Consider the following 12,113-nt stretch of genomic DNA (forward strand, 5'->3'; position numbering starts at 1 on the left):
ATGACCTTCACTATTGCTCTTAATTTTGAGGACGGTATTACCCGCTTTATTCAATGCCATGCCGGAGAGAAAGTCCTGGATGCCGCCTATCGGCAGAAGGTGAATTTGCCGATGGACTGCTCGGACGGCGTGTGCGGCACCTGCAAATGCCACTGCGCCAGCGGGGAATACGCTCTCGGCGACGAGTATCTCGACGAAGCGCTAAGCGACGAGGAAGCGCAGGCCCGCCAGGTGCTGACCTGTCAGATGGTGCCCACCAGCGACTGCGTTATCGATGTGCCAGTGACTGCCGCCCAGTGTAAAACCGCCCTGACGAACACCGGGGCGCAGGTGCGGCAGGTGAATTGTCTGTCCGATACCGCCGTCGAGCTGGTGGTCGCCCTCGATGAGCCGCTGGACTTCCTGGCGGGGCAGTACGTCAACATCCAGGTGCCAGGCACGCCGCACGTTCGCGCCTATTCCTTCAGCTCCCGCCCAGGCTCGGCAGAAGGACGTTTCCTGATCCGTAACGTGCCCGGCGGCATGATGAGCCAGTGGTTAACCCGGCAGGCGCGGCCCGGCGATCGCCTGATCCTCAGCGGCCCGATGGGCAGCTTCTATCTGCGCCATGGCGAACGTCCGCTGCTGATGCTGGCCGGCGGTACCGGGCTGGCGCCGCTGCTCTCCATGCTCGAGACCCTGCAGGCGCAGAACAGCTCGCGCCCGGTGACCCTGCTGTATGGCGTCACGCGCGACGGCGACCTGGTGAAGACCGAGGCGCTGGAGGCATTCCGTCAGCAGTTAACCCATTTTCGCTGGCTGCCGGTGGTGGCGGAGGAAAACAGCGCCTGCCCGCAGCGCGGCTTTGTCACCGATCATCTTGACGACGCCATGCTGAATAATGGCGAGGTCGATATCTACCTTTGCGGCCCGCCGCCGATGGTCAACGCGGTCGCCACGGCGCTGCGCGAGCGAGGGATCGCCCCGGCGGGCTTCTGGTACGAGAAATTTATCGCCAGCCAGAGCGCGGCGGCATAAGGAGGTAGTATGCGTTTTCGCGATAAAGTGGTCGCCATCACCGGCGCGGCCCAGGGCATTGGCCGCCAGACCGCGGAGCAGGCGGCTGCGGAAGGCGCGGCTCTGCTGCTCATCGATCGCGCGCCCTGGGTGCGCGAGCTGGCGGCGACCCTGGCGCAGTCCGGCAGTCAGGTGCTGGCGCTGGAGGCGGACCTGGAACAGTGGCCGAGCGCCGAGCAGGCGTTTGCCGACGGGGTCGCGCATTTTGGCCGCATCGATGTGCTAATCAATAACGTCGGGGGGACTATCTGGGCGCGGCCGTTTGCCGAATACCAGCCGGACCAGATTGAGAAAGAGATCCGCCGCTCGCTGTTTCCCACCCTGTGGGGCTGCCGCGCGGCGCTGCCCTGGATGCTCAAGCAGGGCAAAGGCAGCATCGTCAACGTCTCATCGGTGGCGACGGCGGGGGTCAACCGGGTGCCTTACTCGGCGGCGAAAGGCGGCGTCAATGCGCTGACCCGGTCGATCGCCATGGAGTACAGCGGCAGCGGCATCCGCATCAATGCCGTCGCGCCGGGCGGGACGGAGGCGCCGCCGCGCCTGACGCCGCGTAACGACGAGCAGCCCGGTGAGCAGGAGAAGGTATGGTATCAGCAGGTGGTCGATCAGACGGTGGCCAGCAGCCTGATGCACCGCTACGGCACGCTGGCGGAACAGGCGAATGCGATCCTGTTCCTCGCCAGCGATGAGGCCAGCTATATCACCGGCGTGACCCTCCCGGTGGCGGGCGGGGATCTCGGCTAACGGCGGGTCGCGTACCAGCAGAGCAGGGAGCCGAGACACACCATCCCGGCCCCCTGCCAGAAGGGCCACGATAGCGCGGCGCTAAGCAGGATCACCGCCAGCGCGGAGGAGAGCACCGGCGTGAAGTAGGAGGCCGCCGCCAGCAGGCTGACGTTGCCGTGGAGGATCCCCACGTTCCACGCGGCGTAGGCCAGACCGAGCGCCACCGCTACCGTCAGCAGCTTGATGCTGACCGGCCAGCTGAAGACCACCGGCGGCTGCGGCGTGGCGAGAAACTTCAGCCACAGCGTCAGCGCGGTTAACAGGACGAACAGGGTAATGGCATTTTTGCCGCGGGCATATTTGGCCGTCACCGTGCAGTAGGCCGCCCAGATAAAGGCGCCGATAAAGGCCAGCAGATAGCTGAGCGGGCTGGAGATGACGTTGCTGATAATCTCGTCCAGCTGCAGGCCGTGCTCACCCCCCAACACCCAGCCGACGCCAAGCAGGGCGAGAAGCAAACCGGGGATCACCAGCCAGCTGCTTTTCTGACCATTAAACAGGATGGCGAACAGAATGGTCAGGCTGGGCCACAGGTAATTGACCATCCCCACTTCAATGGCCTGCTGACGGCTGGCGGCATAGCCCAGGGATAGCGCGAGGCAGATTTCATAGCTGACGAACAGCGCGCTGCCGGCCAGCAGATAGCGGCGCGGGATCTGGCGCAGGTTAGGGAAACCGACGGTAAAAATCAGCAGCAGGCCGCTGAGGCTGTAAATCATCGCCGCGCCGCCGACCGGTCCCAGTCCTTCGCTGACGCCGCGAATCAATCCGACCATGGTGCTCCATAAAATAATGGCGGCGAAGCCGATGGTCGTGGCTCTCTTTTTCTCCATGCTTATCCTGAGGGTTACGCAAATGCAGCCGGCATATATATCATCTTTTTACCGCCGCGGGGCGAAATTTTCCGCCATGGGTAACCCCTAGGGATTAGTGAAAACGGCCGCGGCTGGCGATTAAGGGGGCGTTGGTTTTGCTCCTTGATTTGACGCAAATTTTCCCGGGATTTTGCTGTTAGTTTCCTCCGCGCGATGAATCAACATCCTGCATGGAGGAATGCAATGGACGTCAGCCGCAGAAAGTTCTTTAAGATCTGCGCAGGCGGTATGGCCGGAACCACAGCTGCCGCCCTGGGCTTTGCCCCCAAAATGGCGCTAGCTCAGGCACGCAACTACAAATTGCTGCGTGCGAAAGAGATCCGCAACACCTGCACTTACTGCTCCGTTGGCTGCGGGCTATTAATGTATAGCCTCGGCGACGGCGCGAAAAACGCCAAAGAAGCGATTTACCATATTGAAGGGGATCCGGACCATCCGGTGAGCCGCGGCGCGTTATGTCCGAAAGGCGCCGGCCTGCTGGACTATGTCCACAGCGACAACCGCCTGCGCTACCCGGAATACCGCGCGCCGGGATCTGATAAATGGCAGCGACTCTCCTGGGATGAAGCCTTCAGCCGCATCGCCCGGCTGATGAAAGCCGACCGCGACGCCAACTTTATGGAAAAGAACGAACAGGGCGTGACGGTTAACCGCTGGCTTTCCACCGGCATGCTGTGCGCTTCGGCAGCAAGTAATGAAACCGGCATGCTGACGCAAAAATTTGTGCGTTCGCTCGGCATGCTGGCGGTAGACAACCAGGCACGCGTCTGACACGGACCAACGGTAGCAAGTCTTGCTCCAACATTTGGTCGCGGTGCGATGACCAACCACTGGGTGGATATCAAAAACGCGAACGTCGTGGTGGTGATGGGCGGCAACGCCGCGGAAGCCCACCCGGTGGGATTCCGCTGGGCGATGGAAGCGAAAAACAACAACGACGCCACGCTTATCGTTGTCGACCCGCGCTTTACGCGTACGGCGTCGGTGGCGGATATCTATGCGCCGATTCGCTCCGGTACCGACATTACCTTCCTGTCGGGGGTCCTGCTGTACCTGATCGAACATAACAAAATCAATGCCGAGTACGTGAAGCACTACACCAACGCCAGCCTGCTGGTGCGGGATGATTTTGCCTTCGAAGAGGGGCTGTTCAGCGGCTATGATGCGGACAAACGCCAGTATGATAAATCGTCCTGGAACTACCAGTTCGATGAAAACGGCTACGCCAAACGCGATGAGACGCTCAGCCATCCGCGCTGCGTGTGGAACCTGCTGAAGCAGCACGTTTCCCGTTACACGCCGGAGGTGGTCGAAAACATCTGCGGTACGCCGAAAGCGGACTTCCTCAAGGTGTGCGACGTGCTGGCCTCAACCAGCGCCGCCGATCGCACCACCACTTTCCTGTATGCCCTGGGCTGGACGCAGCACACCGTCGGCGCGCAGAACATTCGCACCATGGCGATGATCCAGCTGCTGCTCGGCAATATGGGCATGGCCGGCGGCGGCGTGAATGCCCTGCGCGGTCACTCTAATATTCAGGGACTGACCGACCTTGGCCTGCTGTCCACCAGCCTGCCGGGCTACCTGACGCTGCCTTCTGATAAGCAGCCGGATCTGCAGACGTATCTGACGGCCAACACGCCAAAAGCGACCCTGCCGGACCAGGTGAACTACTGGAGCAACTACCCGAAATTCTTTGTCAGCCTGATGAAGTCCTTCTACGGCGAGGCGGCGCAAAAAGAGAACGACTGGGGCTTTGAGTGGTTACCGAAGTGGGACCAGGCTTACGACGTGATCAAGTACTTCAACATGATGGATAACGGCAACGTCACCGGCTATATCTGCCAGGGCTTTAACCCGGTGGCGTCGTTCCCGGATAAAAACAAGGTGGTTCGCAGCCTGAGCAAGCTGAAGTATATGGTGGTTATCGACCCGCTGGTGACTGAAACCTCGACCTTCTGGCAAAACCACGGTGAGTCGAACGATGTCGACCCGGCAGCCATTCAGACCGAAGTCTTCCGCCTGCCATCGACCTGCTTTGCCGAAGAGGACGGTTCGATCGCTAACTCTGGCCGCTGGCTGCAGTGGCACTGGAAAGGTCAGGATGCCCCAGGTGAAGCACGTAACGACGGCGAGATCCTGGCCGGGATTTACCATCGTCTGCGCGAACTGTACCGCACCGAAGGTGGTAAAGGCGCTGAGCCGCTGCTGAAGATGGGCTGGCACTACAAGCAGCCGGATCGTCCGGAATCAGAAGAGGTGGCGAAAGAGAACAACGGCTACGCGCTGGCGGATCTCTACGACGCTAACGGCGCGCCGCTGGCGAAAAAAGGGCAACTGCTCAATAGCTTCGCGCTGCTGCGCGATGACGGCACCACCGCGTCGTCTTGCTGGATCTACAGCGGCAGCTGGACGGAGCAGGGCAACCAGATGGCGAACCGCGATAACGCCGACCCGTCGGGTCTGGGCAATACGTTGGGCTGGGCCTGGGCGTGGCCGCTCAATCGCCGGGTGCTCTATAACCGCGCGTCAGCCGACATCAACGGCAAGCCGTGGGATGCGAAGCGGATGCTGATCCAGTGGAACGGCAGCAAGTGGGTCGGGAATGATATTCCGGACTTCAATACCGCGCCGCCGGGGAGCAACACCGGGCCGTTTATCATGCAGCAGGAGGGGCTGGGTCGCCTGTTCGCACTGGATAAGCTGGCGGAAGGGCCGTTCCCGGAACACTACGAGCCGATGGAAACCCCGCTTGGCACTAACCCGCTGCACCCGAAGGTGGTCTCCAGCCCGGTGGTGCGTGTGTATGAAGAGGACGCCATTCGCTTAGGTAAGAAGGATAAGTTCCCGTACGTCGGGACCACCTATCGTCTTACCGAACACTTCCATACCTGGACCAAGCATGCGCTGCTCAATTCCATCGCGCAGCCGGAACAGTTTGTCGAAATCAGCGAAGGGCTGGCAAAAGCGAAAGGCATCGCCAACGGCGACCGGGTAAAAGTCAGCAGCCAGCGCGGCTTTATTCGCGCGGTGGCGGTGGTGACGCGCCGTCTGCAAACTCTCAACGTCAACGGCCAGCAGGTGGAGACCGTCGGGATCCCGCTGCACTGGGGTTTTGAAGGCGTGGCTCGCAAAGGCTATATCGCCAACACCCTGACGCCGAACGTCGGCGATTCCAACTCGCAAACGCCGGAGTACAAGGCGTTTCTGGTCAACATCGAGAAAGCGTAAGGAGCGATTCAATGGCGATGGAAACACAAGACATTATTAAACGCTCCGCGACCAACCCGATCACGCCCGCGCCGCGCGCGCGGGATCATAAGGCGGAAGTCGCCAAGCTTATCGATGTCTCCTCCTGCGTGGGCTGTAAAGCCTGCCAGGTGGCCTGCTCCGAGTGGAACGACATCCGCGATGAGGTGGGGCACTGCGTCGGGGTGTACGACAACCCGGCGGATCTCAGCGCTAAATCCTGGACGGTGATGCGCTTTAGCGAGACCGAACAGAACGGCAAACTGGAGTGGCTTATCCGTAAGGATGGCTGTATGCACTGCGAAGAGCCGGGCTGCCTGAAGGCCTGCCCGTCCGCCGGGGCGATTATTCAGTACGCCAACGGCATCGTCGATTTCCAGCAGGAAAACTGCATCGGCTGCGGCTACTGCATTGCCGGCTGTCCGTTTAACGTCCCGCGTCTCAATAAAGAGGATAACCGGGTCTATAAATGCACCCTGTGCGTGGACCGGGTCAGCGTCGGTCAGGAACCGGCGTGCGTGAAAACCTGTCCGACCGGCGCGATCCACTTCGGTACGAAGAAAGAGATGCTGGAGGTGGCCGAGGAGCGGGTGGCTAAGCTGAAAAAACGCGGCTATGCCAGGGCCGGGATTTACAACCCGCAGGGCGTCGGCGGCACCCATGTGATGTACGTCCTGCATCATGCCGACCAGCCCGAGCTTTATCACAAGCTGCCTGCTGCGCCGAAGATTGATACCTCGGTGGAGCTGTGGAAAGGGATCCTGAAGCCGCTGTCGGCGGCGGGCTTTATCGCTACCTTTGCCGGGCTTATCTATCACTACATCGGTATCGGGCCAAATAAGGAAGTTGACGACGACGAGGAGGAGCATGATGAGTAAATCGAAGATGATAGTGCGCACGACCTTTATCGATCGCGCCTGTCACTGGACGGTGGTGATCGCTTTCTTCCTCGTGGCGCTATCGGGTATTTCGTTTTTCTTCCCGACCCTGCAGTGGCTGACGGAAACCTTCGGTACCCCGCAGATGGGGCGTATTCTGCACCCCTTCTTCGGAGTGCTGATTTTTATCGCCCTGATGTTTATGTTCGTGCGTTTTGTCCATCACAACATCCCTGATAAACAGGATATCCCCTGGCTGAAAGGCATTGTGGAGGTGCTGAAAGGCAACGAGCATAAAGTGGCGCGGGTCGGTAAATATAACGCCGGGCAAAAGATGATGTTCTGGACCATCATGAGCATGATTTTTGTGCTGCTGGTGACCGGCGTGATTATCTGGCGTCCCTGGTTTGCCCACTATTTCCCGATTCAGGTGATTCGCTACAGCCTGTTAATTCACGCGACGTCGGCCATTATTCTGATCCACGCGATCCTTATCCATATGTATATGGCGTTCTGGGTGAAGGGGTCGATTAAGGGGATGATTGAAGGCAAGGTCAGCCGCCGTTGGGCGAAGAAACATCACCCGCGCTGGTATCGCGATGTCGAACGTCTGGAGGCGATCAAAGAGAGTCGCGAAGGGATGAATTAAGCCGTCACAGCGCGAAACCCGCTCCGGATATGTCGGAGCGGGTTCCCGGCAGTCAGCAGTTCGTGATCAGTGTATCGATTGAATCGATAACGCCCTGGCGCGCATGACTCAGATTGCAGACGAAATCCTGTGGCTGGATCCGTTTATTATTTAAATTACTGATCATCGGCGTACAAAGTAAAAAGCTGTCAAATTCTATATTTATCCTTGGTGTGACATGCTGATGCCAGCGAGGTAACTGTTGCGGTCGCATTAATGGAATAATGACTCTCGTGGCCAGGTCTGCATAATAATCATTCTGCACGATCATATAATACGGCAGGGTTTTATTTGTCTGAGCAGAACAGTTTCGATAGATATTGAATTGCTCAAGCATCATAGTACCCTGAAAAATTCATCATCCGTGAGAGTGCCTGCTTTTGCAATAAAGTCATTCATTGCGGTAATGAATTCCTTATGCTGTTGCTGTTTATCGGCTTCCCGTAGATCCTTACCTGCCTGCGCTGACGCCTTCTGGACGGGTACGTCGGTAGGTCTTTTACGTAACGTATTACTTTTCATCATCGGCTCCTTGCGGTTGGTTCCGTGATTATTCTCTTTACTCACTAAAAAATAAATCCCAGCAGTAAATTTAATATTTATTTTGCGAGACAAGTTCCAGAGGAAAGCAACCGCATGAAATATTCATGGTTATGGTAATAAAGCCGGCGCTGGCATTAACCAGCGCGGCGGGAAATAATCAGAACTTCTCCGGAATAAAGCGGAAGGGGAAATTGGTCTGTTTCATTTTGCCCATTTTGCGCTTCGGCAGCGTAACATGCTCCACTGGCAAGGCTTCGTAGGGGATCTGCGACAGCAGGTGGGTGATGATATTCAGACGCACCCGCTTTTTATCTTCGGAGCGGGCGACGAACCACGGCGCCCAGGCGGTGTCGGTGGCGGCGAACATGGCGTCGCGGGCAGCGGTATATTCATCCCAGCGGTTGAAAGACTTGATGTCCATCGGCGAGAGCTTCCAGATCTTGCGCCCGTCGTCGATGCGATCCCGCAGGCGCCGCTCCTGCTCCTGCGGAGAGACCTCCAGCCAGTACTTGAGCAGGATAATGCCCGACTCGACCATGCCGCGCTCCACCATCGGCGCGCCGTCGAGGAACTTCTGCACCTCCTCCGGGGTACAAAAGCCCATCACCCGTTCGACGCCGGCGCGGTTATACCAGCTGCGATCGAAAATCACGATTTCGCCAGCCGCCGGGAGGTGCTTGATATAGCGCTGAAAATAGAGCTGACTTTTCTCGCGTTCGGTGGGCGAGGGTAAGGCGACGACCCGGAAGATCCGCGGACTGACGCGCTCGGTGATCGCCTTAATCGTGCCGCCTTTGCCGGCGCCGTCCCGGCCTTCAAAGACGATGCATACCTTCAGCCCTTTATGCACCACCCAGCGCTGCAGTTTTACCAGCTCAACGTGGAGCTTGCGCAGCGCCTTCTCGTACGCTTTATTGTCGAGCGGGGCGATCTTCACCGCCGCGTCGACAGGATGACCGCTTTTCTTATTACCCATCGCCATGCTCCGTGTTGCCGAGGTATCCCTTTGAAGTGTAATCCTTCACTGGCGTGGCGGTGGAAAATATTCGCGCCCGGGACGGGCTAGCTGACGTTCCCCGCGGCAATGACTTCCAGCCCCACTCGCTGCCCCCATGACAGCTCCAGGGTGTTACCGTCCGGGTCGGCAAAGAAAGCGAAATAGCCCACAGGATCGCCCAGCTGCTCCGGTTCCCGGCGCAGAACGCCTTCCCGCCGCGCCTGGGCGACCTTCTCATCGATCTCCGCCTGGGTGGCGCAGGCGACGCCGAGATGGCCGAACGGACCCAGCGGCGTGTCGGCAGGGTCATCACTTTGCACCAGCACCAGGGCGAAAGGTCGGGTGCGATCGCTGAGCCACGCCACTTTACGCGCCGAGGGGAGGTTGGGTTCGCGCTGGTGAATAACGGTCATCGCCGTGTAGCGGGTATAAAAATCGATGCTGCTGGCCAGACAGCGGACGGTAAAGGCGACATGGGTAAAGCCAACATCAACATTTTGCATGGATGATTCTCCCGAGGTGAACGATGTCTCGACTTTACAACCTCAAGTTAACTTGAGATCAATCCACAATGTGTCCCTGCGTGCCCACCAATTTTTACAGGGAATTATCCACCGCCCGGCGCCTCTGCCGCCAGCAGGACCGCCATGGTGGCGCTGGCGAGCGCATGAACGAATCAGGCCGTTGTATGGAGGATACTGCCGTCGGGCGTTTTTAGCTGGTGTGGCGAGGCGGGATGGTCAATAATGCCGGCCGTCTCTCAATACCCCTATAAGATGTATGAAAAAAACGATTTTTTCACTGGCGCTGGGCACTTTCGGACTCGGCATGGCGGAATTTGGCATTATGGGCGTGCTGCCGGACATGGCGCGCGATGTCGGGATTTCAATCCCCGCCGCCGGCAATATGATTGCCTGGTATGCCTTCGGCGTGGTGATCGGCGCGCCGATCATGGCGTTGCTCTCCAGTCGGTTTTCGTTGAAATCGGTGATGCTGTTTCTCGCCGCCCTGTGCATTCTCGGCAATACCCTGTTTACCTTCTCGAGCAGCTACGCCATGCTGGCGCTTGGCCGGCTGGTTTCCGGGTTTCCCCACGGGGCTTTCTTCGGCGTGGGGGCGATTATCCTGTCGAAAATCGCGCCGCCGGGGAGGGTGACCGCCGCGGTGGCGGGGATGATCGGCGGCATGACGGTGGCTAACCTGGTGGGCGTTCCCGGGGGCACCTGGCTTGGGCATCATTTTAGCTGGCGCTATACCTTCGCGCTTATCGCGGTGTTTAACGTCGCGGTGTTTATGGCCATCTTCTGCTGGGTCCCTACGCTGTATGATCGGGCCACCACCCGGCTGCGCGAGCAGTTCCGTTTCCTCGCTTCCCCGGCGCCGTGGCTGATTTTTGCCGCCACCATGTTCGGCAACGCCGGGGTGTTCGCGTGGTTCAGCTATATCAAGCCTTTTATGCTCAACGTTTCCGGCTTTGCCGAAAGCCGGATGATGCTGATTATGATGCTGGCGGGGCTGGGGATGGTGGTCGGCAACCTGTTCAGCGGCAAAATTTCCGGGCGCTACAGTCCGCTGCGCATCGCAGCCATCACCGACGGGGCGATCGCTGTGACGCTGCTGCTGATCTTTGCCTTCGGGGAGCATAAAATCGCTTCGCTGACGCTGGCGTTTTTCTGCTGTGCCGGGCTGTTCGCCCTGTCGGCGCCGCTGCAGATCCTGTTGCTGCAGAACGCCAAAGGCGGCGAGATGCTGGGGGCGGCTGGGGGGCAGATCGCCTTTAACCTCGGGAGCGCCATCGGCGCCTTCTGCGGCGGAATGATGATTGCCCAGGGCTTCGGCTGGAACAGCGTGGCGCTCCCCGCCGCCACGCTGTCGTTTCTGGCGATGAGCGCCTTGCTCATCTACGGCCGCCATCAGCGCCGACAGGCTTGCTAACGACGCTTACTCACGCCAGGGCTCGCCGAGCGTCAGCATCAGCCGGTTGGCCCAGGCGAAAAAGGCCGCTGACTGCAGCAGATCCAGCTGGGCCAGAGTATCTAAGCCCTGTTCATCAAGCGCTGCCAGATGGCTGGCATTCAGCGCGGGCGGCGTCACCGATAGCGCGGCGGCGGCGTCAATTTCCGCCTGCCAGCGCGGCGACTGCCCGCCGCGCAGATCCTCTCCCGGCGTCACCGCCAGCAGCGTGTCGACGGCGGTCTCGTCCTTCGCCAGCTGCGCCGCTTTGCGGGCATGCACCGAGGCGCAGTAAATACAGCCGTTGATTTTACTGGCCACCGTGGCGGCCAGTTCACGTTCGGCGCGCGGCAATCCCCCCGGGGTATAGAAAATGCCTTTATCGGTCAGCGTCCGCTGCTCCAGCACCGGCTGGTTGCGCGCCAGCAGGCGGAAGTAGGGCGAATCGCTATGGCCATATTTGGCCAGAATCGCCTGTTCTTCAGCGCTAAATTCCGCCAGCGGTTTATCCGCCAGCCAGGGTTCCCAGTGCAGCTCCTCGCGGGTGAAGCGCACCGGGGCCGCTTTACCGCTCTGCGCGTGCGGGGTGGTGTGCCAGTACCCGGCCACCACCGGCGTATCGGCGCTAACGATGGGCTGGTGGTTGAGCGCCCGCAGACCCAGCAGCAGGCGGCTCTGGAAGCTGACAAAGGCCACCAGCTGCGCCAGGGTGACGATGCCCCGCAGGCTCCAGCCTGCGTTTGTCAGAACCTGCAGCGCGCCGGGTGTCGCTTCGACGGGGGTGAAGGTCAGCAGGCGGGCAAAGGCCAGCGCCGGAACCAGACGATCCGTGGTCGGATCGGCCAGGCCGAAGCCGGCATAGTGCGCCGCCAGCGCGTCCGCCTGATGGAGCTTCGCCACCTTTGCCGCCACCGCGAAGCGTTCATCGAGGGGAAAATCGGCGTCCTGCTGGCTGAACAGCACTTCATAACTTCCCTGCGCATGTCGGGTAGCGGCATCGCGGACTGCGCGCGCCTGGTCGAGCGGGGAACCGGCGGCGATCTCCGCCAGTTCGCCCAGAATATCCTGACTCAGCGTCATGGTGACTC

The 12,113-nt window shown here is 59.8% G+C and carries 12 protein-coding genes; 6 read left to right on the top strand and 6 right to left on the bottom strand.

Going from position 1 to position 12,113, the window contains the following annotated elements; genetic code table 11:
- Both benC and benD read left to right on the top strand, forming a co-directional pair.
- Positions 1–1,017 (top strand): benzoate 1,2-dioxygenase electron transfer component BenC, encoded by a 1,017-nt coding sequence (benC, locus tag ACOI6Z_RS18950; RefSeq protein WP_065812588.1) that lies wholly within the window; start codon positions 1–3, stop codon positions 1,015–1,017.
- Positions 1,018–1,026: 9 nt separating this feature from the next.
- On the top strand, positions 1,027–1,800 hold the full coding sequence (benD, locus tag ACOI6Z_RS18955) for a benzoate diol dehydrogenase BenD (protein WP_023289850.1): 774 nt from the start codon (positions 1,027–1,029) through the stop codon (positions 1,798–1,800).
- On the opposite strand, the gene yddG is transcribed toward benD, so the two are convergent.
- Positions 1,797–2,675, bottom strand: coding sequence for an aromatic amino acid DMT transporter YddG (gene yddG, locus ACOI6Z_RS18960; RefSeq protein WP_420687479.1), 879 nt, complete (start codon positions 2,673–2,675; stop codon positions 1,797–1,799). The two genes, benD and yddG, sit on opposite strands and share 4 nt — an antisense overlap.
- Before the next feature lie 225 nt (positions 2,676–2,900).
- On the opposite strand from yddG, the gene fdnG reads away from it, so the two are divergent.
- From fdnG to fdnI, 3 genes are read left to right on the top strand one after another with little or no spacing between them, the layout of a single operon-like run.
- Entirely contained in the window at positions 2,901–5,948 is a 3,048-nt protein-coding gene (gene fdnG, locus ACOI6Z_RS18965) for a formate dehydrogenase-N subunit alpha (RefSeq protein WP_148720954.1), read from the top strand.
- Positions 5,949–5,959: 11 nt separating this feature from the next.
- On the top strand, positions 5,960–6,844 hold the full coding sequence (fdxH, locus tag ACOI6Z_RS18970; protein WP_032453008.1) for a formate dehydrogenase subunit beta: 885 nt from the start codon (positions 5,960–5,962) through the stop codon (positions 6,842–6,844).
- Complete coding sequence (gene fdnI / locus ACOI6Z_RS18975) at positions 6,837–7,493, top strand: formate dehydrogenase-N subunit gamma (RefSeq protein ID WP_232712513.1); 657 nt, start codon at positions 6,837–6,839, stop codon at positions 7,491–7,493. Before fdxH ends, fdnI begins: the two co-directional genes overlap by 8 nt.
- A 52-nt stretch (positions 7,494–7,545) precedes the next feature.
- Here the strand turns inward: fdnI and ACOI6Z_RS18980 are convergent, their stop codons facing one another.
- From ACOI6Z_RS18980 to ACOI6Z_RS18995, 4 genes are all read right to left on the bottom strand, one after another.
- Positions 7,546–7,872: a CcdB family protein gene (locus ACOI6Z_RS18980; RefSeq protein ID WP_048297595.1), complete on the bottom strand. Its 327-nt coding sequence runs from the start codon at positions 7,870–7,872 to the stop codon at positions 7,546–7,548.
- Positions 7,869–8,054, bottom strand: coding sequence for a hypothetical protein (locus ACOI6Z_RS18985; RefSeq protein WP_048297594.1), 186 nt, complete (start codon positions 8,052–8,054; stop codon positions 7,869–7,871). Before ACOI6Z_RS18985 ends, ACOI6Z_RS18980 begins: the two co-directional genes overlap by 4 nt.
- Positions 8,055–8,232: 178 nt before the next feature.
- Positions 8,233–9,051, bottom strand: coding sequence for a polyphosphate kinase 2 (gene ppk2, locus ACOI6Z_RS18990; RefSeq protein WP_023289843.1), 819 nt, complete (start codon positions 9,049–9,051; stop codon positions 8,233–8,235).
- An 86-nt stretch (positions 9,052–9,137) separates the two neighbouring features.
- Positions 9,138–9,575: a VOC family protein gene (locus ACOI6Z_RS18995; protein ID WP_023289842.1), complete on the bottom strand. Its 438-nt coding sequence runs from the start codon at positions 9,573–9,575 to the stop codon at positions 9,138–9,140.
- A 277-nt stretch (positions 9,576–9,852) separates the two neighbouring features.
- Between ACOI6Z_RS18995 and araJ the strand changes: the two genes are divergently transcribed.
- Positions 9,853–11,007 carry an MFS transporter AraJ gene (gene araJ / locus ACOI6Z_RS19000; protein ID WP_023289841.1) on the top strand — a complete coding sequence of 385 codons (1,155 nt, stop codon included), beginning with the start codon at positions 9,853–9,855 and terminating at the stop codon, positions 11,005–11,007.
- Positions 11,008–11,013: 6 nt separating this feature from the next.
- Here the strand turns inward: araJ and ACOI6Z_RS19005 are convergent, their stop codons facing one another.
- Positions 11,014–12,105 carry an alkylhydroperoxidase domain protein gene (locus ACOI6Z_RS19005; RefSeq protein ID WP_044523456.1) on the bottom strand — a complete coding sequence of 364 codons (1,092 nt, stop codon included), beginning with the start codon at positions 12,103–12,105 and terminating at the stop codon, positions 11,014–11,016.
- Between the last annotated feature and the right edge of the window lie 8 nt (positions 12,106–12,113).

The sequence above is a fragment of the Klebsiella sp. C239 genome (assembly GCF_048822715.1).
Taxonomy (GTDB): domain Bacteria; phylum Pseudomonadota; class Gammaproteobacteria; order Enterobacterales; family Enterobacteriaceae; genus Klebsiella; species Klebsiella quasipneumoniae.